The 22,773-nt window shown below is 59.1% G+C and carries 24 protein-coding genes; 9 read left to right on the top strand and 15 right to left on the bottom strand.

What is annotated here, in order from left to right:
• Positions 1–87: 87 nt before the first annotated feature.
• The gene (locus DQN55_RS14155; protein ID WP_048383127.1) at positions 88–618 is read right to left on the bottom strand and encodes a glyoxalase superfamily protein; all 531 of its coding nucleotides are present in this window, start codon (positions 616–618) and stop codon (positions 88–90) included.
• Between the two features lie 252 nt (positions 619–870).
• Here DQN55_RS14155 and DQN55_RS14150 point away from each other — a divergent pair, with 252 nt between their 5' ends.
• Positions 871–1,275 carry a DUF488 domain-containing protein gene (locus DQN55_RS14150; RefSeq protein WP_048383128.1) on the top strand — a complete coding sequence of 135 codons (405 nt, stop codon included), beginning with the start codon at positions 871–873 and terminating at the stop codon, positions 1,273–1,275.
• 8 nt (positions 1,276–1,283) lie between these two features.
• Here DQN55_RS14150 and DQN55_RS14145 read toward each other — a convergent pair whose 3' ends face one another.
• Positions 1,284–2,180, bottom strand: coding sequence for a DMT family transporter (locus DQN55_RS14145; RefSeq protein ID WP_048383129.1), 897 nt, complete (start codon positions 2,178–2,180; stop codon positions 1,284–1,286).
• Between the two features lie 135 nt (positions 2,181–2,315).
• Here DQN55_RS14145 and DQN55_RS14140 point away from each other — a divergent pair, with 135 nt between their 5' ends.
• Positions 2,316–3,647, top strand: a complete 1,332-nt coding sequence (locus tag DQN55_RS14140) for an aminotransferase-like domain-containing protein (protein WP_048383226.1) — start codon at positions 2,316–2,318, stop codon at positions 3,645–3,647.
• A gap of 99 nt (positions 3,648–3,746) precedes the next feature.
• Here the strand turns inward: DQN55_RS14140 and DQN55_RS14135 are convergent, their stop codons facing one another.
• Complete coding sequence (locus DQN55_RS14135) at positions 3,747–4,238, bottom strand: hypothetical protein (RefSeq protein WP_048383130.1); 492 nt, start codon at positions 4,236–4,238, stop codon at positions 3,747–3,749.
• 271 nt (positions 4,239–4,509) lie between these two features.
• Between DQN55_RS14135 and DQN55_RS14130 the strand changes: the two genes are divergently transcribed.
• The 5 genes from DQN55_RS14130 to DQN55_RS14110 are packed head-to-tail and all read left to right on the top strand — an operon-like array spanning position 4,510 to position 9,253.
• Positions 4,510–6,090, top strand: coding sequence for an ABC transporter substrate-binding protein (locus tag DQN55_RS14130; protein WP_048383131.1), 1,581 nt, complete (start codon positions 4,510–4,512; stop codon positions 6,088–6,090).
• Positions 6,075–7,058: an ABC transporter permease gene (locus tag DQN55_RS14125; RefSeq protein ID WP_048383132.1), complete on the top strand. Its 984-nt coding sequence runs from the start codon at positions 6,075–6,077 to the stop codon at positions 7,056–7,058. The genes DQN55_RS14130 and DQN55_RS14125 overlap by 16 nt, the downstream gene beginning before the upstream one ends.
• Positions 7,055–7,861, top strand: a complete 807-nt coding sequence (locus tag DQN55_RS14120; RefSeq protein ID WP_048383133.1) for an ABC transporter permease — start codon at positions 7,055–7,057, stop codon at positions 7,859–7,861. The genes DQN55_RS14125 and DQN55_RS14120 overlap by 4 nt, the downstream gene beginning before the upstream one ends.
• Positions 7,861–8,667 (top strand): ATP-binding cassette domain-containing protein, encoded by an 807-nt coding sequence (locus tag DQN55_RS14115; RefSeq protein ID WP_048383134.1) that lies wholly within the window; start codon positions 7,861–7,863, stop codon positions 8,665–8,667. The genes DQN55_RS14120 and DQN55_RS14115 overlap by 1 nt, the downstream gene beginning before the upstream one ends.
• Positions 8,660–9,253, top strand: a complete 594-nt coding sequence (locus DQN55_RS14110) for an ATP-binding cassette domain-containing protein (protein WP_048383135.1) — start codon at positions 8,660–8,662, stop codon at positions 9,251–9,253. Before DQN55_RS14115 ends, DQN55_RS14110 begins: the two co-directional genes overlap by 8 nt.
• Before the next feature lie 133 nt (positions 9,254–9,386).
• On the opposite strand, the gene DQN55_RS14105 is transcribed toward DQN55_RS14110, so the two are convergent.
• From DQN55_RS14105 to DQN55_RS14075, 7 genes are all read right to left on the bottom strand, one after another.
• Positions 9,387–9,722, bottom strand: coding sequence for a DUF6388 family protein (locus DQN55_RS14105; protein WP_048383136.1), 336 nt, complete (start codon positions 9,720–9,722; stop codon positions 9,387–9,389).
• A 35-nt stretch (positions 9,723–9,757) separates the two neighbouring features.
• Positions 9,758–10,051 (bottom strand): helix-turn-helix domain-containing protein, encoded by a 294-nt coding sequence (locus tag DQN55_RS14100; protein WP_048383137.1) that lies wholly within the window; start codon positions 10,049–10,051, stop codon positions 9,758–9,760.
• A gap of 150 nt (positions 10,052–10,201) precedes the next feature.
• Positions 10,202–11,587 (bottom strand): nucleobase:cation symporter-2 family protein, encoded by a 1,386-nt coding sequence (locus tag DQN55_RS14095; RefSeq protein ID WP_048383138.1) that lies wholly within the window; start codon positions 11,585–11,587, stop codon positions 10,202–10,204.
• Positions 11,588–11,738: 151 nt separating this feature from the next.
• On the bottom strand, positions 11,739–13,127 hold the full coding sequence (lpdA, locus tag DQN55_RS14090) for a dihydrolipoyl dehydrogenase (RefSeq protein ID WP_048383139.1): 1,389 nt from the start codon (positions 13,125–13,127) through the stop codon (positions 11,739–11,741).
• 2 nt (positions 13,128–13,129) lie between these two features.
• Positions 13,130–14,410 carry a dihydrolipoamide acetyltransferase family protein gene (locus DQN55_RS14085; RefSeq protein WP_048383140.1) on the bottom strand — a complete coding sequence of 427 codons (1,281 nt, stop codon included), beginning with the start codon at positions 14,408–14,410 and terminating at the stop codon, positions 13,130–13,132.
• Positions 14,411–15,466: an alpha-ketoacid dehydrogenase subunit beta gene (locus DQN55_RS14080; protein ID WP_048383141.1), complete on the bottom strand. Its 1,056-nt coding sequence runs from the start codon at positions 15,464–15,466 to the stop codon at positions 14,411–14,413. It lies immediately after the preceding gene.
• Positions 15,467–15,470: 4 nt separating this feature from the next.
• Positions 15,471–16,703, bottom strand: a complete 1,233-nt coding sequence (locus DQN55_RS14075) for a 3-methyl-2-oxobutanoate dehydrogenase (2-methylpropanoyl-transferring) subunit alpha (protein WP_048383142.1) — start codon at positions 16,701–16,703, stop codon at positions 15,471–15,473.
• Positions 16,704–16,906: 203 nt separating this feature from the next.
• Here DQN55_RS14075 and DQN55_RS14070 point away from each other — a divergent pair, with 203 nt between their 5' ends.
• Positions 16,907–17,395, top strand: a complete 489-nt coding sequence (locus tag DQN55_RS14070; protein ID WP_048383143.1) for an Lrp/AsnC family transcriptional regulator — start codon at positions 16,907–16,909, stop codon at positions 17,393–17,395.
• Between the two features lies 1 nt (position 17,396).
• Here the strand turns inward: DQN55_RS14070 and DQN55_RS14065 are convergent, their stop codons facing one another.
• From DQN55_RS14065 to DQN55_RS14045, 5 genes are all read right to left on the bottom strand, one after another.
• Complete coding sequence (locus tag DQN55_RS14065; RefSeq protein WP_048383144.1) at positions 17,397–17,942, bottom strand: histidine phosphatase family protein; 546 nt, start codon at positions 17,940–17,942, stop codon at positions 17,397–17,399.
• A 51-nt stretch (positions 17,943–17,993) separates the two neighbouring features.
• Positions 17,994–18,893, bottom strand: coding sequence for a lipid A hydroxylase LpxO (gene lpxO, locus DQN55_RS14060; protein WP_048383145.1), 900 nt, complete (start codon positions 18,891–18,893; stop codon positions 17,994–17,996).
• Between the two features lie 248 nt (positions 18,894–19,141).
• Positions 19,142–19,831 (bottom strand): endonuclease, encoded by a 690-nt coding sequence (locus DQN55_RS14055; RefSeq protein ID WP_048383146.1) that lies wholly within the window; start codon positions 19,829–19,831, stop codon positions 19,142–19,144.
• Between the two features lie 4 nt (positions 19,832–19,835).
• Positions 19,836–20,087: a DUF1654 domain-containing protein gene (locus DQN55_RS14050; protein WP_048383147.1), complete on the bottom strand. Its 252-nt coding sequence runs from the start codon at positions 20,085–20,087 to the stop codon at positions 19,836–19,838.
• A 170-nt stretch (positions 20,088–20,257) separates the two neighbouring features.
• Positions 20,258–21,337: an asparaginase gene (locus DQN55_RS14045; RefSeq protein ID WP_048383148.1), complete on the bottom strand. Its 1,080-nt coding sequence runs from the start codon at positions 21,335–21,337 to the stop codon at positions 20,258–20,260.
• A gap of 441 nt (positions 21,338–21,778) precedes the next feature.
• Between DQN55_RS14045 and DQN55_RS14040 the strand changes: the two genes are divergently transcribed.
• Positions 21,779–22,732 carry a sugar ABC transporter substrate-binding protein gene (locus DQN55_RS14040; RefSeq protein ID WP_048383149.1) on the top strand — a complete coding sequence of 318 codons (954 nt, stop codon included), beginning with the start codon at positions 21,779–21,781 and terminating at the stop codon, positions 22,730–22,732.
• Positions 22,733–22,773 lie beyond the last annotated feature (41 nt).

The following is a 22,773-nucleotide window of genomic DNA, read 5'->3' as shown; positions in this document are numbered from 1 at the left end:
GAACCCCGCCTCGAGCGGGGTTTTTATTGCGCGCAGGTATATGAGGGTGAGGAGGGCTGCGGCGAATGTAGTCAGGTGCCTGAGCGATCAGTCCTGGCAGAACCGCAGCCGGTTACCGAAAGGATCGTAGACTTCCAGGACTCGCCCCCAGCCTTGCTGGACAATCTCCGGGCGGCCGTAGCCATAACGTTTGGCAAGCAGTTCGTCGCGCAGTTGTTCGATATTGTGCATGGGGATGAACACCGTCGCCCCGGGGCTCGCATCGCCATGGTGCTCGGACAGGTGCAACTGCAAGCCGTTGCGCTGGATCCCCAGGTACAGCGGCAGGTCAGCCTCGAACCGGTGCTCGAACTCCACGCTGAAGCCCAGGAACGTCAGGTAGAACTCGCGCGCCTTGGCTTCGTCGAACATGCGCAGGATGGGGATGGGTTTGTCGAAGGTGATGGTTGATGGGCCGGGTTCCTGGAGCAGCAGCGCCGAGGCGGTGTTCCAGTCCTTGTAACCCAACTGCTGCGCTACCAGCTCCAGCGCTGTGGAATGGGACACGGGTTGATGACGCGTGTCCAATGAAGCGCGCAGCTTTTTGGCCATGAGCTTGGCTTGTTCGATCGATATCATGATGACTCCCGGGCGTCGATGCTATGGGCGCTCGCGTTGCCAAACCTCGACTCTCAAGAGTATTGAAACAGGGTCTGGAGTACAGATGCTTTCACCTTTCCCTAGGGGAGCGAGCGGCAGGCAGCATCGGCCTGCGCTGATAGTACACAGCCACTTTCGAGCGTGGAAGCGTTCGCGGCATTTTGCGCCAAACCGGTTAACCTGAAGGGAGCAGGCTGCCTGCTTTTTCTCATCCGATCAGAGCCTATCGCCATGATTCAATGCAAACGTGCTTACACTCCCGCGTCCCCGGATGACGGCACCCGGGTGCTGGTTGACCGTCTGTGGCCGCGCAACTGCCGGAAGGAAGATCTGCCACTGACAGCCTGGTTGCCTGACGCCGCTCCTTCGACCGAGTTACGCAAAACGTTCAAACGCGGTGAAAAGAGTTTCCCGCAGTTTGCAGCGGCGTATCGAAAAGAACTGGCCGCCAGCCCGCAGCACTGGTGGGCGCTGCTGCAATATGCCGAAAAGGGGACGTTGACCCTGATTTATTCCGCCCACGACCCTGAGGCGAACAATGCAATCGTATTGGCGCAGTGGCTGGAAGACGAGCTGGAGCGTTGCGCAGACGCCAGCTCTCCCGCGTGCTATCAGTCCCGATTCCCTGATTATTAGGCCAGCATCTATCGAGCGAATTTTTTAGCTGCCACCACGCACAGAATCACCGCGCCGGTGACGGCAAACATGCCGAGGCTGACAGTCTCGTGGAGCAGGCTGGCGGCCAGGGCCAACCCCATAAAAGGCTGCAACAACTGAAGCTGACCCACGGCCGCAATACCTCCCTGGGCAAGCCCGCGGTACCAGAACACAAAACCGATCAACATGCTGAACAGCGACACGTACCCCAGGCTAAGCCAGGCGGGCGGGCTGATCCCGGCGAATGAGGCGGGTGCGCAGAACCAGGCCAGCACGGCCATCACCGGCAGCGAAAGCACCAGCGCCCATGAAATCACCTGCCAGCCGCCCAGTGTCCGGGAGAGCCTGGCGCCCTCTGCGTAACCGAGGCCACAGGCCAGAATGGCAAGGAACATCAGGATGTCGCCTTCAGGGGAGGCCGTCAGTCCCTGAGACACCGCAAACCCCACCACCAGTGCGCTGCCCAGAATCGAGAACAGCCAGAATGCAGGTCGGGGATGTTCGCCTCCGCGCAGCACGCCGAAAGCGGCGGTGGCCAGCGGCAACATGCCGAGGAAGACGATGGAGTGGGCCGAGGTCACATGCTGCAGCGCCAGTGCCGTCAGCAGGGGAAACCCGACCACCACGCCCAGGGCAACAATGAGCAGCGGTAACAGCTGGCGGCGTTCTGGACGTTTGGCCTTGAGCAGCCCGAGCATGGCCACCGCAATCAACCCGGCGATAGCCGCGCGCGCCACGGTCAAGAACACCGGGTCGAACTCCAGCACCGCGACCCGTGTGGCCGGCAGCGAACCACTGAAAATGACCACCCCGATAAATCCGTTAATCCAGCCACTGAGGTTTCTTTCAGGCGTCAGGCCTTGCAGATTACGGGTACGTTCCATCGGAGCCTCACGCTGAATCGGGTTCGGGTGACTGAAATAAAGGGCCCCACGGGTGTGGAGCCTCGGCGGTTGCATGAGTGCATTTTGCGGTTGAAGATGGATGACAATCAAAAAATTGTCATGGATACAGCACCGATGCCTCGCTCTCGCTATAAGTCGCTGGTTGATGCCTTCGCCACGGATATTCGTTCCGGGCGTTTGCCACCGGGTATGCGTTTACCCACTCATCGCCAACTGGCGGCGACACATGGACTGGCGCTGGTGACTGCCAGCCGCGTTTATGCAGAGCTTGAAGCGATGGGGCTGGTCAGCGGGGAAGCCGGGCGGGGTACTTTCGTCAGGGAAACAGCGTTGCCACCGGGGCACGGAATCGATCAGCCCGAAGTCCCTGCGGGCGTGCTGGACCTCAATTACAATTACCCCTCGGTGCCGGGGCAGGCCGATTTATTGCGCCAAGCCTTGCGTCAGCTCGCGTTATCCGGTGACCTCGAGTCGTTGCTGCGCTACCAGCCCCATGGCGGACGCCTGCACGAGCGGGTGTCCGTGGCCCGGCATCTGAGACGGCGCGGGCTCAACGTCCCCGCCGAACAGGTGCTGATCGTCAACGGCGCGCAGCATGGGCTGGCCGTGACCTTGATGGCGCTGTTGCAGCCTGGCGACGTGATTGCTGCCGATGCACTGACCTACCCGGGCTTCAAAGTGCTGGCGAACACCCTGCACCTTGAAGTACTTCCGGTTCCCGTCACAGAGGCCGGCCCGGATCTGGAAGCCCTCGAACAGCTCTGCCGCAGCCGATCAGTGCGCGCGGTCTACACCATGCCTACTCTGCACAACCCATTGGGCTGGGTGATGAGCCTTGAACAGCGTCAGCGCCTGGTAGCGCTCTCCCGCAGGCATGACCTGCACATCATTGAGGATGCGGCCTACGCTTTCCTGGTCGAGGACGCACCGCCGCCTTTGGCAGCGCTGGCGCCAGAAAGAACAGTCTACGTCTCTGGATTATCCAAAAGTGTCGCCACCGGACTGCGCGTCGGCTTTATTGCTGCACCGGCTTCAGGCGTCAGCGCGCTGGAACGCATCATCAGGGTTACGGCCTGGAATACCCCCGGGGTCATGACCGCGATCACCAGCGGCTGGCTGGAAGACGGCACGGTCGACAGCCTTGAAGCGCAAAAGCGCACAGACGCACAAGTCAGACAAAAACTGGCGGGCGAGATACTGGCGGGGCTGCCGTGTATGGGTCACCCGTCTTCCTACTTCATCTGGTTGCCCCTGCCCGAAGACGCCAGAGCCGACCAGGTCGTCATGGCTTTGATGCGAGAGCAGGTCTCAGTCTCGACAGCCCAACCCTTTGCCACATCAGCCCACGTCCCCCACGCCATCCGACTGGCATTGGGTTCGGTAGACATGCCTTCACTGCGTGAGGCGCTGGAGAAGGTCAAGTGGGTGATCGGGGCGTGTCGGTAGTCGTGAGACCTGACCACGGCATGCCCCTCACGCCGTCCTCACCCTCGAGGAGGGCCAGTGCGGGGGCGTTGAAGTGGCATGCGCAGCGATGTGACTGGTTTAAATCCCTGACCGCGTCATCGGACTGAGCGTTCGGCTCCCCAGGCTCAATGCTTGTGCCATCAGCGCCCTGAGTTCTGCCGTGTGTTGATCCTTGATGCAGTGCGACAGCTTGTCGCCGAGGGTGGGGCCGGTGTCTGAGCCTTCAGGGAAGGCGCGCAGGGTCAGCAGGCCGTTACTCGTCAGGACCACTTCATAAAACGCCACGCCGGACATGCCGTCGAAATGGATGTAGCCGACGTCGGCCAGCCATTTAATGGTTGCCATGAACAGGGTTTCTTCTTTTTCCAGGGCCTCGCGATTGCTGGCGCCGAGTGTGGTGTAGTCGATAAAACGCTCGGCAGTGAGGGTGACGGGCAGCGGGAAGTTGCGGTACAGGTGGCCCAGGGTCAAGCCAGCGTAGCAGTCGAACAGTTCGATATTGTTGGACGGCAGGGCGTTGATCGAGTGGACGTTTTTGTCTTTGAGGTGACTGGCTAATCCTTTGAACATGCGAACCTCTGTCAGTGGAGTCTATGTGTCGTGACTGATCAAGCGTACTAATGGGTATAGCACAGCATGGCTCAATGCCACGGCCCGTCGTCAGGTCATTGATCGTCGCGGGAGCTCAGGGGGAGGTGCCAAATGAGGGTGAAAAACAGTAAAAAAATCAGATGGATAACTGGCTATTTAGAATGAGAATGCTATTACTGATGTGCCCGGTAACGGGTGCACAGTGTTTTGGAGTTCACCCCGGCGCCGGTATTTATTTTCAGGAGGATGGATGTCAAAGCCTGCATGGATGCGAAATACCCTGATAGCTGCCGCTTTAATGAGTGTGCTGGTAGCCCCTGCGTCGTCATCGCCGGCGCGTACGTTGCAATTGGCCATTGGTGATGAGCCCACGGAGGGATTTGACCCCATGTTGGGCTGGAGTCACGGCAGTTACCTGCTGCTGCACAGCCCTCTGCTCAAGCAAAATGAAGACTTGTCCTGGCATGGCTTTTTGCTCAGTGATTATCAGGTCAGCGCCGATGGTAAAAGCTGGACCCTGAGCCTCAAGCCCGATCTGAAGTTCTCCGACGGTTCCGCGTTGACGGCCAAGGACGTGGCGTACACCTACAACAACGCCGCGGCCAGTGGCGGCAAGGTCGATATGGGGAACTTCCTCAAGGCCGAGGTGGTTGATCCGCTCACTGTGCGTATTGAGCTTAAGGCTCCGCAAAGCACCTTCGTCAACGTGCTCGGCTCGTTGGGTATCGTCTCGGCCGACCAGTACGACCCCAAGACCTATGCACAAAAACCGATCGGGGCCGGGCCATACCGATTGGTCAGCTATCAACCAGGGCAACAGCTGATTGTTGAGGCTAACCCGTACTACGCAGGCCAGAAAAACGATTTCGACAAGCTGGTGTTTGTCTTTCTCGATGAAGACAGCGCATTTGCCGCTGCGCAAAGCCAGCAATTGGGTATTGTCAGAATTGCTCCGTCACTGGCAGTGACGCCTGCGGCGGGCATGAAGCTGTGGGTTCGCCCCAGCGTTGAAAACCGGGGGGTCGTGCTGCCCACCCTCGCTTCCGGCAAAAAAGATGCCCATGGTTACCCCATAGGTAACGATGTGACAGCCGATGTGGCCATCCGCAGGGCGATAAACTACGCGATCAATCGGCAATTACTGGCGGATCAGATCCTGGAAGGCCACGCGATTCCGGCGTATTCCGGCGTGCAGGGTTTGCCGTGGGCCAACCCCGACGCGGCTTTCAAGGACGGCGATACCGACAGGGCCAAACAGATTCTGGATGAAGCCGGTTGGCTGGAAACCGCCAGCGGCGTCCGCGAAAAAAATGGCCTGCCGGCCAAGATTACCCTGTGGTACGCCAGTGGCGATGCCACGCGCCGCGATCTGGCCCAGGCGGTGCGGTCGATGCTCAAGCCCATTGGTATCGATGTGGATTTGAAGTCGGGCAGTTGGGAGACGGTTGAACGCAACATGCACGCCAACCCGACGCTATTTGGCTGGGGCAGTCTCGATCCGATGGAGCTTTACCATCACTACAGCAGCAAGGCGGCCGGCGTTGAATATTACAACCCGGGTTATTACCAGAATCCACGGGTCGACCAGCATTTGCAGCAAGCGCTGGATGCCCCGACCTGGCAGCAAGCGGTACCGTTCTGGCAGCAAGTGGAGTGGGACGGTGTGACGGGGGCCGGGGTCAAGGGCGATGCTGCGTGGGCCTGGTTGCTGAATGTTCAGCACACCTACCTGGCGGATGAGTGCATCGATTTGGGCAAGGGAGCGCCGGAAATCCATGGTTCCTGGTCATTGCTCAATAGCCTTGAAGGCTGGAAGTGGACCTGCCAGTGATTCGCGGGCTCTGGTTCTTTGTGGTGCGATTGATGTGCCTGCTGCTGGTGACAGCGGCAGGCACGTTTACCTTGCTCAGCTTTTCCCCGGTGGACCCTATACGGGCCTACATCGGCAACGATCTACTGCACGTACCGCCTGAACAATACCCGATGATTGCCGCACGCTGGGGGCTTGATCTGCCGTTGTGGGAGCGCTTCATGCACTGGTTCAGCCAAGTGCTGCAAGGCGACCTGGGCTATTCGATGCTCTATAACGCGCCGGTGTCCGAGGTCATCGGGGAACGTTTCAGTACCTCTTTTGCGCTGCTGCTTTCGGCGTGGCTGTTTTCCGGCATCGTCGGACTGGCCTTGGGATTGACGGCCGGGCGCTACCTCCATCGTTGGCCCGACCGGCTGATCTCAACCTTGTCCTATGTGCTGGCGTCCTTGCCGACGTTTTGGGTCGGTTTATTGCTGTTGTCCCTGTTTGCCGTGACCCTCAACTGGGCACCGATCTGTTGCGCCTGGACGCCTGGCAGCAATGCCGAGACGGCCACTTGGGGCGACAAACTCAGGCATTTGATCTTACCCATGCTGGCGCTGGGCGTTCTGGGGGTAGGCAACATCGCGCTGCATACCCGCTCCCGGGTGGCCGAGGTGATGAACAGTGAATTTATCCGTTATGCCCATGCCCAGGGTGACAAGGGTTGGCCGTTGATCAACTTTCACATCCTGCGTCACGCGGTGACCCCGGCTCTGTGCCTGCAATTTGCCTCTGTCGGTGAGCTGATCGGCGGCTCATTGCTGGCCGAAAAAGTCTTCGCTTATCCCGGGCTGGGGCAGGCCACGATCGATGCCGGGTTGCGCGGGGATATCCCGTTATTGATGGGGATTGTGCTGGTGTGCGCGGTATTGGTGTTCACCGGTAATAGCATTGCCAATGCGCTGTTGCGGCGCCTCAACCGCGGGGCAGCGCGCCAGTCATGACTTACGACCCGAATCGTGCGCTGCTCAGGCTTTGCCTGTCGTTGTTGATGCTGCTGGCGCTGGTTGCCTATGGCTTGTCGATCACCCATGTCGATGTGCCGATGGATTTGCTGGCGCGACGTCAGCCGCCGTCGGCGCAGTACTGGTTTGGCACCGACAGCCTGGGGCGGGATTTATGGCTCAGGTGTTTCCAGGGGATGACCACCAGCCTGCAAATAGGCCTTACCGCGGCCTTGAGCAGCGGCTTCCTGGCGATGTTCACCGCCAGCCTGTGTTCGCTCAATAAAACCCTGGATTACCTGATCCGCGGCTTGATCGACAGCATGCTGGCGTTACCGCACTTGTTATTGCTGGTGTTGATCTGTTTCACCTTGGGCGGAGGCAAGCAGGGTGTGATTCTGGCCGTGGCCCTGACTCACTGGCCGCGCCTGGCATTGATCCTGCGTGCAGAAATCCTGCGTATTCGCGAGACCGACTTTGTGATGCTGTCACATCGCTTGGGTAACAGCAGTTTCTATCGCTGGCGCCATCACCTGCTACCGTTGCTACTACCGCAGTGGATGATCGGCACCTTGCTGATGTTTCCCCACGCGGTATTGCACTCTGCGGCGCTGAGCTTCCTGGGCTTTGGTCTGGCGCCCCATGATCCATCATTGGGTTTATTGCTGGCCGATGCGCTACGGTACTTGAGCAGTGGTGCCTGGTGGCTGGCGTTCTTTCCGGGATTTATTCTGGTGGGACTGGTGCTGGTTTTTGACCAGTTTGCGCGGGCTTTGCAGCAGCTATGGATAAGGATTACCTGATGCTGAAATTCGACCAGTTTGCGATCGATATTGCCCATTTTCACTGGCTGGGCCACAGAACCTGGCACCCGCTGCTGAGTGATATTTCGCTCGAGGTCCAGCCCGGTGAGCTGGTGGCGCTGGTGGGGTCCAGCGGTGAAGGCAAAAGCCTGCTCTTGCAAAGCACCCTGGGCCTGCTGCCCGATACGATGCGTTGCCGTGGTGATATCTGGCTTGACGGACAACTGTTGGGCGAAGCCGGTAAGGTCGATCAGCGCGGTAAATCGGTGTGCTACGTGCCACAAGGCGTCAGTGCCCTGAATCCGCTGATCAAGGTCGGCCCGCAATTGCGACGCGCCGCACAGTTGAGCGGCGTCCGTCTGGACCTGGCCGATGTGGCGGAGCAACTGACGCATTACAACTTGCAGCCGGAGCTGGTCGAGCAGTTTCCGCGCACGCTGTCGGGCGGGATGGCCAAACGGGTACTGGCCAGTTGCGCGGCCCTGACCCATGCGCGCTACATCCTGGCTGACGAGATCACTTCATGGCTGGATGACGAGCATGCCAGCCAGTTGCTGACCCACCTCAAGGGCTTTTGCCAGCAGGGAAGGGGGATCTTGTGGGTTACCCATGATCTGGCGCTGGCGGCGAAGTTTGCCGACCGGATCGCGGTGCTGCACCAAGGTGCGCTGCACGAGACCCTCAGCGCCCGGGAACTGCGCGAAAACGGCGGCAGTCCGTGGCTGCAATCCTTATGGGCTGCACTGCCCGAGCAGCAGTTCTTTGCGCGGCGGGTACCGGAAGGCGAGTCTCAGTCCTATGCTTGAAGTCCACCAGCTCAGCATTGTGCAAAACGGTCATCGGCTTTGGGACTCGGTGTCCTTCCAGGTCAAGGCGGGGGAGCGCCAGGGGATTTCCGCCCCCAGCGGCTTTGGCAAAACCACCCTGGGCCGGGTGTTGGCGCAATGGCAAACGGCGACCTCGGGCAGCGTCAGCGTGGGAGGCCAGCCCCTGCCGAAAAAAGGCTACTGTCCAATCCAGCTGGTACCGCAACATCCTGAGCAGACGTTCAATCCCTATCGCACCACCGGCGAAAGCCTGCGCGATGCCTGGTCACCGGATGCCGCCTGGCTGGAGCGTCTGGCGGTCAGTCCGGCCTGGCTGACGCGTCGCCCGGACGAACTATCGGGTGGCGAGCTGGCGCGCATCGCCTTGCTCAGAGCGCTGGACCCGCGAACCCGATACCTGATTGCCGATGAGGTGACGGCGCAACTGGACGCACACGTTCAGGCGCAGGTATGGCAAGTCTTGCTGGAAGAGGTCAAGCGTCGGGAGTTGGGGCTTATCGTGTTCAGTCACAACCAGGCACTGCTGGAAAAAGTCTGTACCCGCATCTGGTCACCGCAGCGGTAATCCTGTCGGGGGTCGCTGCGCAAAGCCAGGACGCAGCCTCGTTGCACTCGCCAACTGCTACGGTTCGGGGGGTGGTTGTAGCAGCGGTCGAGCGGAGCGAGGCCGCGTCCGGCGGGGTAGCCGTCGCAAGGGTTTACGAGCCCTGCTTCAGGTCATACAGCTCGCAGTATTCGGTCCAGCTCATGCCTGCCATTTGTGCAACTTCGCGGTGCACTTCGAGGCGCTGGGCTTCGTAGGCTTCAGTGCTTTCGCTGATCAGTTGCAGCGTCAGCTCCCAGGCAAACAATCCTTGTCGTTCGGCCTCGGCTTCAAAGGCTTCGTTCAAGCGTTCCTGACGGTATTGCTTTATTGATTGGCCTACCGCCCGGGCTTCCAGCGGGTTCAGCGTGTCGAGCTGTTCAGCCAGTTCGGGGCGTTCACTGAGAAAACGGTCCAGGGCTTTTTGGTGGTGAGTACCAGGTTCGGTCACGCAGCGCTCCAGTATTGAAAGGACATGTGCAGAGCTTAGACCCCGTCAGAAGACCTGTAGCGGGTTTTCGGTGTTGTCTTGAACTCGCCATCGGTGTCTGATCGGGTGACGGGGGAGCCAATCTTCAGGCTGTGACGGCCTGTGATGATGTACAGCACATCAACGCCAAGCAACGCGAGCGCTGCCAGATAGGGCGCGAAGGGCAGGCTGACATCGCGCTCATACATGCTCTGGCTTTGACGGCTCACGCCGCCGATCCGGCCCAGCTGTTTTTGTGTGAGGCACAGGCGCAGGCGCTCTTGCTTCAGGCGTCTACCGTAAGTGCTCATGTTCGTACCCCACTGAATGTGGTGGATGCAGGAAAAGAGTAAATCAGACAGTGAAAGAGGGGAAGTAACACGCGGCAGGAGTTTGATGTGCTTTCACGGCAATATCAATCAGGCAGGATGCCGTGAGGCGATCCTGCCTTGCAGCACTGTTTACAGGGGCCGGGCTTTTTCCGTTTCGGGCAGGAACCAGTTCAGCAGCAGGGCGCAAATGCCGCCTGTGGCGACACCAGATTCCAGCACGTTGCGCAGTGCCGCGGGCATATGCGCCAGGAATTCGGGTACCTGCGAAACGCCAAGGCCCAGAGCCAGCGATACCGCGATAATCAGCAGGGCACGACGATCAAGGGTGATGCTGGCCAGAATATTGATCCCCGAGGCCGCGACGGCGCCGAACATCACCATTGCCGCCCCCCCCAGCACCGGCTCAGGTACGGCCTGGATAGCGCCGGCCACGCTCGGGAACAGTCCCAGCAAGATCAACATGCCGGCAATCCACACGCCGATATGGCGGCTGGCGATGCCAGTGAGCTGAATGACACCGTTGTTCTGGGCAAAGATCGAGCTGGGGAACGTGTTGAATATACCGGCCAGCAGCGAGTTGGCGCCGTTTACCAATACACCGCCCTTGATGCGTTGCATCCACACCGGGCCTTCAACCGGCTGGCGCGATACTTTACTGGTGGCGGTAACGTCACCAATGGCTTCCAGCGAGGTCACCAGGTAAATCACCAGCATCGGAATAAACAGCGACCACGAGAACCCCAGACCGAAATGCAACGGCACCGGAACCTGGAACAGCTCGGCCTGATGCATGCCGGTGAAGTCCAGGCGGCCCAGATAGCCCGCCAGTGCGTAGCCCACGGCCAGGGCAATGACGATGGCACAACTGCGCATCCAGACCAGCGGGATGCGGTTAAGGATGACGATGATCGCCAGTACCACCCCTGACAGCATCAGGTTTTCACCGTTGGCGAAGGTCCCGTTGCCCATGGCGGTAAAGCCGCCGCCCATGCTGATCAGGCCGACTTTAATCAGCGTCAGGCCGATCATCAGCACCACGATGCCGGTCACCAGCGGGGTGATCATGCGTTTCACAAAGGGCAGAACCCGTGAGATGCCCATTTCGACAAACGAGCCGGCAATCACCACCCCGAAAATCGCCGCCATGACGCCTTCCACCGGCGTGCCTTGCTTGACCATCAAGGCGCCCCCGGCAATCAACGGGCCGACAAAGTTGAAACTGGTGCCTTGCACGATCAGCAGCCCGGCGCCGAACGGTCCGAAGCGTTTGCACTGAACAAACGTCGCAATCCCGGAGATGACCAGCGACATGGAAACAATCAGGTTGGTATCACGGCTGGAAACCCCCAATGCCTGACAAATCAACAGGCCCGGCGTGACGATGGGCACGATGATCGCCAGCAAATGTTGCAGGGCTGCAAGAAAACCGATCCACGGCTTGGGGCGGTCTTCAAGACCAAAGACCAGATCACTGGCCTGGGACTCGGCTTCATGGGGTGTTTTAAGAGAGGTCATGGCGAGCGCCCTGGAAAAAAGAGCGCGATTCTACTGGTGTTGAGCCATTACGCCCAGTGTTGGATTGCCACCTGACACGAACTCCCCCGTAGCAACTGCCGAACGCAGCCTCGTTCAGTCGGCAGTTGCTACGGTGAGCTTACCCATGTGGCTAGAGATGCAATGCGTGCCCCAAAGCGCGCAGCGCGGCTTCCTGTACGGCTTCGCCCAAGGTCGGGTGGGCGTGGATGGTACCGGCGATGTCTTCCAGGCAGGCGCCCATTTCCAGCGACTGCCCAAAAGCAGTCGACAATTCCGATACGCCAATGCCCACCGCTTGCCAACCGACAATCAGATGATTGTCACGCCGTGCCACGACGCGGACAAATCCGCTTTTGGATTCCAGGGTCATGGCCCGGCCATTGGCGGAAAAGGGGAAGCTAGCGCTCAAACAGTCCAGGCCTGCGGCCTCGGCATCGGCCGGGGTTTTACCCACCACCACGATTTCAGGGTCGGTAAAGCACACGGCAGCGATCGCCGTGGGGCTGAACTCACGTTGTTTGCCGGCAATCAGCTCAGCCACCATTTCGCCTTGGGCCATGGCCCGGTGTGCAAGCATCGGCTCACCGGTCAGGTCACCAATCGCCCAGACATTGCGCATGCTGGTCAGGCAGCGGTTGTCCACTGCAATGGCCGAGCCGTTCATGGTCAGGCCCAGGGTTTCAAGGTTGAAACCCTGGGTACGCGGACGTCGACCGACCGCGACCAATACCTGATCGGTTTCCAGGGTTTGGCTTTCGCCCATGCGATTGCGCATCGAGAGGGTTTTGGTGCTGGCCTGGAAACCTTCGACGCTGTGCTCCAGATACACAATGATGCCCAGCGCCTTGAGGGATTCAGCCACCGGTTGCGTCAGTTCTTTGTCGTAGGTTGGCAGAATCCGGTCGCGTGCTTCGACCACGGTCACTTCGGCGCCGAGCTTGCGATAAGCGATGCCCAGCTCCAGCCCGATGTAACCGGCACCCACCACCGTCAGACGTTTGGGAATGGCCGTGGGTGCCAGCGCTTCGGTGGACGAAACGATTGGCCCGCCAATCGGCAGGACCGGCAGCTCGACGGTTTGTGAGCCGGTGGCCAGCAACAGGTGTTCGCATTCAATGCGCTGACCGTCAACTTCTACCGCCTTGCCATCGAGGATCTTCGCCCAGCCATGAATGACCTTGACCCCGTGTTTTTTCATCAGCGCGCCGACGCCTGTGGTCAGGCGGTCGACGATACCGTTCTTCCACTGCACGCTTTGGCCGATGTCCAGAGTGGGCGCCTGAACCTTGATCCCTAGCGGCGAGTGCTGGCCGCTGTAGCGCTGTGTGGTATGAAACTGTTCGGCGACATGAATCAATGCCTTGGACGGTATGCAGCCGACGTTCAGGCAGGTGCCGCCCAGCGACTGGCCTTCGATCAAGACCGTTGGGATTCCCAGCTGGCCGGCGCGAATCGCCGCCACGTAACCGCCAGGGCCGCCACCGATAATCAGCAGCGTGGTGTGTTGAGTTGGCTGCATGTTCACTCCAGAAACAGGGTGGCAGGTTGTTCGAGCAAGCCACGCATGGCCTGAATAAATTGTGCCGCGTCCATGCCATCCACCACGCGATGGTCGAAGGAGCTGGAGAGGTTCATCATTTTGCGGATCACGATCTGGCCTTTGACCACCACCGGACGCTCAACGATGCGGTTAACCCCGATAATCGCGACTTCGGGAAGATTGACCACGGGGGTACTGACGATGCCACCGAGCGCGCCGAGGCTGGTCAGGGTGATGGTCGAACCGCTGAGTTCTTCGCGGGTGGCTTTGCCGGTACGCACGGCGTTGGCCAGACGGGCGATCTCATCGGCTGCGCCCCACAGGGTCAGGCTTTCGGCATGACGAACCACCGGCACCATCAGGCCGCCATCGCTCTGTGCGGCAACCCCGATGTGGGCGGCACCAAAACGGGTGATGATTTGTGCTTCGTCGTCGTAACGTACGTTGATCTGCGGGAAATCACGCAAGGCCACGACCATTGCCCGCACCAGGAACGGCAGCAAGGTCAACTTGCCACGGCTGTCGCCCCATTTCTGGTTGAGCTGGGCCCGCAGTTCTTCGAGGGCCGTGACGTCCACTTCTTCAACGTAGCTGAAGTGCGCGGCGCGGCGTTTGGCATCCTGCATGCGCTGTGCGATCTTGCGACGCAGGCCGATGACCGGGATTTGCTGTTCATCGGTGCGCTTGGCAAAACCACTGGCCGGTGCCGGCGCGGTGGTGTCTTGCGCGAGATAGGCTTCCAGGTCGTCATGCAGCACGCGGCCAGCCGGGCCGGTGCCGTGGACGAAGCGCAGCTCGATGCCGGCATCCCAGGCGCGTTTGCGTACCGCTGGCGAGGCCAGCGGCCGTTCGTTGGCTTCACGGGCAACCGGTGCCGGGCGGGTGGTCGGGGCGCAGCTTGGCGCTGTCCTGGCCACCGGCGCCGAAACCGCGGCGACTTCAACGCGGGCTTGTGGTGCGGCTTTCGGCGCGGCAGCGACCGGGGCAACCGGTTGTGCGCTTTCACGCAGGTTGCCGGCCCCTTCGACCTCAATGCGGATCAGCTCGCTGCCCACGGCCATCACTTCGCCGGGCTGTCCACCCAGCGCCAGTACTTTGCCTGCGACCGGGGAGGGGATGTCCACGGTGGCCTTGTCGGTCATCACATCGGCGACGATCTGATCTTCGCTGACCATGTCGCCGACTTTGACAAACCATTCCACCAGTTCAACTTGAGCAATGCCTTCGCCAATGTCCGGCATCTTGATAACGTGCGTACCCATTCAGACCTCCATAACCCGTTGCAAAGCTGCACCCACCCGCGCCGGGCCTGGGAAGTAGGCCCATTCCTGAGCATGCGGATAAGGCGTATCCCAGCCTGTCACGCGCTCGATTGGCGCTTCCAGATAGTGGAAGCAGTGCTCTTGAACCAGTGCAATCAGCTCGGCACCAAACCCGCAGGTACGGGTGGCTTCGTGCACGACGACACAGCGGCGGGTTTTTTTCACGGAGGTAACGATGGCATCCAGGTCCAGTGGCCACAGGCTGCGCAGGTCGATGACTTCGGCATCGATGCCGGTTTCTTCGGCGGCCACCTGAGCGACGTACACGGTGGTGCCGTAAGTCAGGATGGTGACTTCAGTGCCCGGCCGGACGATGGCGGCACAGTCCAGCGGGACGGTGTAATAACCATCCGGCACGGCGCTGGCAGGGTGTTTCGACCACGGAGTGACCGGACGATCGTGGTGCCCGTCGAACGGGCCGTTGTACAGGCGTTTGGGCTCGAGGAAGATCACTGGGTCATCGTTTTCGATGGCTGCGATCAACAAGCCTTTGGCGTCGTACGGGTTGGACGGCATGACGGTCCGCAGACCACAGACCTGGGTAAACATGGCTTCGGGGCTCTGGCTGTGAGTTTGGCCGCCGTAGATCCCGCCGCCGCAGGGCATGCGCAGGGTCATCGGGGCAATGAACTCCCCGGCCGAGCGATAACGCAGGCGGGCTGCCTCGGAGACAATCTGGTCGGAGGCCGGATAGAAATAGTCGGCAAACTGGATTTCAGCCACCGGCCGCAGGCCATAAGCGCCCATGCCCACTGCCGCGCCGACGATCCCGCTTTCGGAGATCGGAGCATCGAACACGCGCGAGCTGCCGTATTTGGCCTGCAGGCCTTCGGTGCAGCGGAACACGCCGCCGAAGTAACCCACGTCCTGGCCAAACACCACGACGTTGTCATCGCGTTCAAGCATCACGTCCATGGCCGAACGCAGGGCCTGGATCATCGTCAGGGTGCTGGTGCTCACGGCGTTCTCCATCTGAATTTTATTGTTGTCGTTCATCTGGTTATAACCCCAATTGCTGACGTTGCCGACGCAGGTGGTCGGGCATGTCCTTGTACACGTCCTCAAAGATCGTCGCGGCGCTCGGTATCTGCCCGCCCGCCAGGGTGCCGAAGCGCTCGGCTTCCTTTTGTGCGCCGATGATTTCGGCTTCAAGTTCGGCGCTGACAGCAGCATGTTCTTCTTCTGACCAGTTGCCGGTAGCAATCAGGTGCTGCTTGAGGCGAACAATCGGATCACCGAGCGGGAAGTGGCTCCAGTCATCGGCCGGGCGGTACTTGGAAGGGTCGTCGGAAGTGGAGTGCGGACCTGCGCGATAGGTCACCCACTCGATCAGCGTCGGGCCCAGATTGCGTCGGGCACGTTCAGCGGCCCAGGCCGAGGCGGCGTACACCGCGATAAAGTCATTGCCGTCGACCCGCAGCGAAGCGATGCCGCAGCCAACGCCACGTCCGGCGAAGGTGGTGGACTCGCCGCCGGCGATTGCCTGGAACGTCGAGATCGCCCACTGGTTGTTCACCACGTTGAGGATGACCGGGGCGCGGTAGACGTGAGCGAAGGTGAGGGCGGTATGGAAGTCGGACTCAGCGGTCGCGCCGTCACCAATCCAGGCCGATGCAATTTTGGTGTCACCCTTGATGGCCGACGCCATGCCCCAGCCCACCGCTTGCATGAACTGGGTCGCAAGGTTGCCGGAAATACTGAAGAAGCCGTAGTCACGCACCGAGTACATGATCGGCAATTGCCGGCCCTTCAAGGGGTCGCGTTCGTTGGACAGCAACTGGCAAATCAGGTCGACCAGAGGCACATCGCGGGCCATCAAAATGCTTTGCTGGCGGTAGGTCGGGAAGCACATGTCGTCGATGTTCAAGGCCAGTGCCTGAGCGCTGCCGATGGCTTCTTCACCAAGGCTTTGCATATAGAACGACATTTTTTTCTGGCGCTGGGCGACCACCATGCGGGTGTCGAATATCCGGGTCTTGAGCATGGCGCGCATGCCAGCGCGCAGGATCTCGGTTGATACGCCTTCAGCCCACGGGCCTAGCGCCTGGCCTTGATCGTCGAGCACGCGAATCAAGCCTTTGGCCAAATCGGCAGTGTCGGCGGGTTCGATGTCGATAGGGGGTTTGCGTACCAGACCGGCATCGGTCAGGCGCAGGTAGCTGAAGTCGGTCCTGCAGCCTGGACGGCCAGAGGGTTCAGGAACGTGCAGGCGCAGCGGTGCATATTCATTCATGGCTTTCTCTACGCTCGATCTTGTCGTGTTTTATTAGGGCGCGGGAGCTAGGTGTTAAAGATCTGGCTGAAGAAACAGCCAAATCTTGTCCTACAACCATCATATTCCTGACAGTGAAGAATATTTCTCTGTAGTTCGTTGTGCTTTGAAGCGTTTAAGGATAAGAATTCTTTATAAACATAAAAAACAGGTGCTTTTGTCTCATGCGCAAGCTAGATCGAACGGATATCGGGATTCTCAACCGCCTTCAGCAGAATGCGCGCATCACCAACGCGGACCTTGCGCGCTCGGTCAACCTGTCGCCCACCCCGTGTTTCAACCGGGTCAAGGCGATGGAAGAACGTGGGCTGATTCGCGAGCAGGTCACCTTGCTCGACGCCGACATGCTGGGGCTGCACGTCAATGTGTTCATCCATGTCAGCCTGGAGAAACAGGTCGAAGAAGCGTTGCAGCACTTTGAAGCGGCGATTTCTGATCGCCATGAAGTGATGGAGTGCTATTTGATGGCCGGTGATCCGGATTACCTGATCCGGGTGCTGGTGCCGAGCATTCAGGCGCTGGAGCGTTTCATGATGGACTTTCTGACCAAGGTCCCGGGCGTGGCCAATATTCGTTCCAGCTTTGCTCTCAAACAGGTGCGTTACAAAACAGCACTGCCCTTGCCGCCGGGCGGGTTAATGCTGGAAGAGTGACTCACAGCCTCAGTCGCCAGCATTGGTTAAACCGCAAATCGACCCTCGACAGCGGTTCGACATCGATCAGATTGAACGCGTGCAGGCTGGCGCCCAGAACATGCAGGACGGCGGCGCGGATAATGAACGGGTGAGTGACCACGACAAAATGTCCCTCTTCGCGAAATCCGTCGAGCCAGGTGCTGACTCGCAGGCAGAGGTCTTGCACTGACTCGCCATTGTGCGGTGCCGCAAAGGGGTTGCTGGTCCAGTCGAGGAGCACTTGAGGAATACGTGCTTGCAGGTCGGACAAGCGCTGCCCTTGCCAGTCCCCGGCGTCGTAGTCGCCGAGCGCGGGAACGATTTCAATCTCACTGCCCAGCGCCTGGGCGGTTTGCAGGGTCCGAATTTCGGGAGCGCAGAGAATGCGCACCGGCTTTTTCAGGGCGGGGGCCATTTGCGCGGCTTTGAGCAGGCCGGCGGGTTCTGCCGGTTCATCCGCAGCAAAGTACCCCAAGCGCTGAGCTTCGGTTCGGGCATGGCAGATAAAGCTCAGACGTGTGGGCATGACGCGCTCCTTGAGGGGGACTCAGCGGCCCCCCACAGTCGGGGAGGCGTTTCAGATCAGAAGAAACAGGCCCAGCAGGCCCGCGAAAATCGCCCACTTCTCTAAATAATAGCGGGTGCGATTGCGCTTTTTGAGCTCTTTTCCGCGCAGGCGAATTTTATACAGCCTGGTAAAGGCGCGGTTCAGGTTGCCGGTTTTATCATTGGCGTCATTGGGTGAGCTGGCGGAGGCCATGACTGTCCGGCTAAACCACTGATTGAAGGCGGCCGCCCAGCGGTATTGCATCGGGCGTTCGACATCGCAAAACAGGATGATGCGGTTTTTATCGGTGGTGTTTTCGGCATAGTGGATGAACGTCTCATCAAACATGACGCCTTCACCGTCACGCCACGAGTAGTTTTGCCCATCGACATTGATATAGCAGCCCGGATCATTCGGTGTGTCGAGACCCAAGTGATAACGCAGGGAGCCGGCGTACGGATCGCGATGGCGTACCAGCTTGGAACCGGGTGGCAATTCGGCAAACATGGCGGCCTTGATGGTGCCAATGCCGTTAAGCAGCTCAATCGTACGAGGGCACAGTTCGACCGCGGAAGGGTGATTATCGCCATACCACTTCAGGTAGAAACGCTTCCAGCCGGTTTTGAAGAACGAGTTGAACCCCACATCATTGGGCTGTTCGGAGCGTTTGATCTCTCCGGCGCGCATCAGTTGTCGGGCTTCCTCGCGGATCTCCTGCCAGTGCTCCTGCAGGGGCTGCAGCTCAGGGAAGTCCGCCGGCTTCAAGTACGGTTGGCTGGGCACCTTGGAAAACAGGTAAAGAAAGCAGTTGATCGGTGCAAGAAAGGTCGAATGGTCGCTCAGTTGACGACTCAATTTATGTCGCACCTTGCCCCGCAAGTGGACATGCGCGATGGACAAAACGTAGACAGCAATAATGATGAGTTTCAAGAGTATCGTCACAAGTCGAGTGTAAATGCAGCCCTGCCACCACGCAGCTTGCTCGGCATCCTGTAGGAATTGCCGAGCGATGGTGCGGCTTTAGGTACGCCAAAGAGTAAGGTTAAAACAGCCCATGGGGCCTTTTCCAGCTTTTCATGGGCGTTTTGTACATCTTTGCTTACAGTCTTTGGTCGGGTTGCGTGCAGCTTTTTACGTGATCAAACGTTGAGATGCGTCTCAAACCGGCTGCCACAGATTCAGCTGCAGGCCTTCAGGTTGACCGGGCCTACAAACTCGTTGCCACGGCCCATGACGCAGGCAACTGTCTGGTTGCGCTGGCGCTCCCAGGCCTGTACCGGGTAGGTCTTGTTCCAGGCTTCATACAGTTGACGGTCTTGTTTCGACAGACGCAGGTTGTAGCGCTTGCTCATGTAAAAGTAGGTGCGCGCGATCATTCCGCGAATAGACGGGCGCGGCATGACCTTTTTGGACTTGAAGTCGACCTGGGTCAGGCATGAGCCGTACTGCCCCTGTTGCGTGGGCAACCAGCCGAAACTGAAGTTGCTCCGGTCACCGTTGACTTCGCCAATGCTGGGTACCAGGTTGTGCAGGTCGGCTTCAGCAACTTTGAATACCGGGTCGTTACGGGTGCAGTTTTTGCGTCCTCCACTTTGCCAGCATTGGCGCTGATGGCCGATCTGCCAGGCGGGCACGATATGTTCCCATTCGATACGTGCTGCGCGGTTGGCATTTTTGCGTGGGATATAACCGCAGGCTGCGAGGTTGACGCGGTTCCCGGTGTATTTGCAGCCACAGTAAAACTCGGTGGACTGGGGGGCGTAGAGTTTCCAGGCGATTTTTTTGGCTTCACTGAAGGTTTGGGGTGCACCCGCGTGTGCGCTGGTGACGATGCAGAGGCTGGCCAGTGCCAGTAAACGAACCCACATTGACTCAATCTTCCTCAGGTACGGTCCAGAAAACATTCACGCCGCCATCATCGCGATGAGCGATGGTGACGTTGTCGTTTTCGGAGATTTCTTCCAGCAAGCGTTCCCAAAATTCCGGGTTGTCACCTTCTTGTCGTTCAAGCACCGCCATCTTTTCTTTTTGGGCTTTGGGCGAACTGATGATCTTCTGGATACGCATTCCGAAAATTTCGTAGGGGGTCGGAGGGCTTGGCGGTGTCGCCGCTTTTTTACTCATGATGCAATCCTTGGGTTGCTGTATGCGCATACAGTATTTAACTGTGCGATTTTTCGCAACTGTTAGGTGCGCGGGTAGCGGGTCAGGGGTGTTTATGTGGCCCATAAAAAAGGCCGCCTCCCGGGGGAGGCGGCCTTTTTGTGTTCAAGCCGTCAACCGTATGCGACGACTCAGTATTCCCAGAACATCCGCTGCAGCTCTTTGCTGTCCTGGGTCTTGGTCAGGGCGACCATGGCCAGGATGCGGGCTTTTTGAGGGTTGAGGTCATGGGCTACAACCCAGTCGTTCTTGTCGTCTGGCTGCTCTGCGTTACGCAGTACGAACCCGCCGTTGTTGACGTGTGAAGAACGAATGATCTGGATGCCATCTTTACGCAGATCCTGCAGGGTCGGAACCACGCGGGACGACACGGAACCGTTACCGGTACCTACGTGGATGATGGCTTTGGCGCCGGCTTGTGCAAATGCCTTGTAGGCGGTGTCGTCTACGTTGCCGTACGAGTAGGCGATGCCTACGTTGGGCAGGGAAGTGATGTTTTTGATGTCGAACTCGGAATCCATGGTGTGGCGCTTGGCAGGCAAGCGGAACCAGTAGGATTTGCCCTCGACCACCATGCCCAATGCGCCCCAAGGGCTTTTGAAGGCTTCGGTCTTGATGTTCATCGTTTTGCTGACGTCACGGCCGGACTGGATCTCGTCGTTCATGGTGACCAGCACGCCTTTGCCGCGAGCATCTTTGCTCCCGGCTACAGCTACCGCGTTGTACAGGTTGAGCATGCCATCAGCCGACATGGCAGTGCCCGGGCGCATGGAGCCGACCACGATGATGGGCTTGTCGGTTTTTTCAACGAGATTGAGGAAGTAGGCGGTTTCTTCCAGGGTGTCGGTACCGTGGGTGATCACGATGCCATCGACATCTTTGCTGTCAGCGAGCTCTGCAACGCGGCGGCCCAGCTGCAGCAAGTTGTCGTTGGAAATGCTCTCGGAGGCGATTTGCATGACCTGCTCGCCACGGACGTTGGCCAGCTTGCTCAGTTCTGGGACTGCGGCGATCAGTTGGTCGACGCCAACTTTGGCTGCGGTGTAGGTCGCGCTGTTGGCCGCGCTGGCACCGGCGCCGGCGATGGTGCCGCCGGTTGCCAGAATGACCACGTTAGGCTTGGTGACGGTCTCTTGAGCTTGAACGACCGGCAGTGACAGAAGAAGGGCCAAGGCGCCCGGGACAATTGTTTTCAACACAGCTGTTTTCATTATTTTCTCTCTTATAGGTAAACGTGCTGACGTACGTACATCCCGCACGGCTCGCGCCATCCCCTGGTCGCGAGCCGAGGACAAGGCAGCAGTATTTATGCCAACGTTCAGGTCTGTTGATTTTTAGCGTAACTTATTGATTATTAAGTATTTTATTTTTGTTCTGATTTGACTTTTTTCTGTGTGGTACGGAATTCCGAACAAATAGGGGTTTCTCTGTTCGGAGACTCGGCCTTTGATCCGTGTCGAGCGGCCTTATTTCACGTTGACAAATAATCGGCGGCTTTCCATAGTGAGGTTCAAGCAAACGTTTGCGCGATGTTGCCGGGTCGGACTCGGCGGTGGGGTTCCACCCGGGTCGGCTGCCATTTAAAGCGTGGTTGGCAGGCAAGGCGCGAGCAGGACGTTGCTCACAATAATCATAAGATCGGAGTTACTTCCATGAAGCTGCCCTTTGCTGGACGCCTTCTCGCTGTGGCCATAATGGCCGCAACCTCCTTATCCCTCCCGGCAGCTTATGCCGACACCCCTGAAAAACCCAAAGTCGGCCTGGTGATGAAATCGCTGGCCAACGAGTTCTTTGTCACCATGCAGAAGGGTGGCGAAGATTATCAAAAAGCCCATTCAGCGGACTTCGACCTGATCTCCAACGGGATCAAGAACGAAACCGACACCGCAGGCCAGATCGACATCATTCAGCAGATGATCATCGCTAAAGTCGATGCGCTGGTGATTGCCCCGGCAGACTCCAAAGCGCTGGTATCGACCATTAAAAAAGCCAAAGATCGTGGCATCGTCGTGGTCAATATCGATAACCGGCTGGATCCCGATGTCCTGAAAAGCAAAGGCCTCGAAGTGCCATTTGTAGGGCCTAACAACAGGCAGGGCGCGCGCGAGGTCGGTGACTACCTGGCGAAAACGCTCAAGGCGGGCGATCAGGTCGGGATTATCGAGGGTGTATCGACCACCACCAATGCGCAGATGCGCACTGCAGGGTTCAAGGATGCAATGAGTGCCGCCGGCATGAAGGTGGTCTCGGTGCAGTCCGGAGACTGGGAAATCGACGGTGGCAACAAGGTTGCGTCGGGCATGCTCAGCGAATACCCCGAAATCAAGGCCATCCTGGCCGGCAATGACAGCATGGCCATAGGGGCGGTTTCGGCCATCCGTGCGGCAGGCAAAACCGGCAAGGTGCAAGTTGTGGGTTACGACAACATCAACGCTATCAAACCGATGCTTGAAGATGGTCGTGTACTTGCCACTGCCGATCAGGCAGCTGCACAACAGGCGGTTTTTGGCATTGAGACGGCACTCAAACTGGTCAAAAAAGAGCCGGTCGAAAACCTGAAGGATGGCGTCATCGACACGCCGGTCGAGCTGGTTATCAAGCCATAGTCCAATTCGCTGCCACAGGCGCCTGCTCGGTTGAGCGGGCG

It is taken from the genome of Pseudomonas taetrolens (genome assembly GCF_900475285.1).
In the GTDB taxonomy this organism is placed as follows: Bacteria; Pseudomonadota; Gammaproteobacteria; order Pseudomonadales; family Pseudomonadaceae; genus Aquipseudomonas; species Aquipseudomonas taetrolens.
The sequence above is the reverse complement of the archived record's forward strand: the minus strand, read 5'-3'. Positions and strand labels throughout refer to the sequence as shown.

Coding starts and splice junctions, on each gene's coding strand:
- lpdA (WP_048383139.1), bottom strand. CDS start 13,127: ATGCAGCCAACTCAACACACCACGCTGCTGATTATCGGTGGCGGCCCT.
- DQN55_RS14115 (WP_048383134.1), top strand. CDS start 7,861: ATGCTGAAATTCGACCAGTTTGCGATCGATATTGCCCATTTTCACTGG.
- DQN55_RS14095 (WP_048383138.1), bottom strand. CDS start 11,587: ATGACCTCTCTTAAAACACCCCATGAAGCCGAGTCCCAGGCCAGTGAT.
- DQN55_RS14100 (WP_048383137.1), bottom strand. CDS start 10,051: ATGAGCACTTACGGTAGACGCCTGAAGCAAGAGCGCCTGCGCCTGTGC.
- DQN55_RS14110 (WP_048383135.1), top strand. CDS start 8,660: ATGCTTGAAGTCCACCAGCTCAGCATTGTGCAAAACGGTCATCGGCTT.
- DQN55_RS14150 (WP_048383128.1), top strand. CDS start 871: ATGATTCAATGCAAACGTGCTTACACTCCCGCGTCCCCGGATGACGGC.
- DQN55_RS14155 (WP_048383127.1), bottom strand. CDS start 618: ATGATATCGATCGAACAAGCCAAGCTCATGGCCAAAAAGCTGCGCGCT.
- DQN55_RS14080 (WP_048383141.1), bottom strand. CDS start 15,466: ATGAACGACAACAATAAAATTCAGATGGAGAACGCCGTGAGCACCAGC.
- DQN55_RS14130 (WP_048383131.1), top strand. CDS start 4,510: ATGTCAAAGCCTGCATGGATGCGAAATACCCTGATAGCTGCCGCTTTA.
- DQN55_RS14045 (WP_048383148.1), bottom strand. CDS start 21,337: ATGAAAACAGCTGTGTTGAAAACAATTGTCCCGGGCGCCTTGGCCCTT.
- DQN55_RS14140 (WP_048383226.1), top strand. CDS start 2,316: ATGCCTCGCTCTCGCTATAAGTCGCTGGTTGATGCCTTCGCCACGGAT.
- DQN55_RS14135 (WP_048383130.1), bottom strand. CDS start 4,238: ATGTTCAAAGGATTAGCCAGTCACCTCAAAGACAAAAACGTCCACTCG.
- DQN55_RS14055 (WP_048383146.1), bottom strand. CDS start 19,831: ATGTGGGTTCGTTTACTGGCACTGGCCAGCCTCTGCATCGTCACCAGC.
- DQN55_RS14070 (WP_048383143.1), top strand. CDS start 16,907: ATGCGCAAGCTAGATCGAACGGATATCGGGATTCTCAACCGCCTTCAG.
- DQN55_RS14040 (WP_048383149.1), top strand. CDS start 21,779: ATGAAGCTGCCCTTTGCTGGACGCCTTCTCGCTGTGGCCATAATGGCC.
- DQN55_RS14120 (WP_048383133.1), top strand. CDS start 7,055: ATGACTTACGACCCGAATCGTGCGCTGCTCAGGCTTTGCCTGTCGTTG.
- DQN55_RS14085 (WP_048383140.1), bottom strand. CDS start 14,410: ATGGGTACGCACGTTATCAAGATGCCGGACATTGGCGAAGGCATTGCT.
- DQN55_RS14050 (WP_048383147.1), bottom strand. CDS start 20,087: ATGAGTAAAAAAGCGGCGACACCGCCAAGCCCTCCGACCCCCTACGAA.
- DQN55_RS14145 (WP_048383129.1), bottom strand. CDS start 2,180: ATGGAACGTACCCGTAATCTGCAAGGCCTGACGCCTGAAAGAAACCTC.
- DQN55_RS14075 (WP_048383142.1), bottom strand. CDS start 16,703: ATGAATGAATATGCACCGCTGCGCCTGCACGTTCCTGAACCCTCTGGC.
- DQN55_RS14065 (WP_048383144.1), bottom strand. CDS start 17,942: ATGCCCACACGTCTGAGCTTTATCTGCCATGCCCGAACCGAAGCTCAG.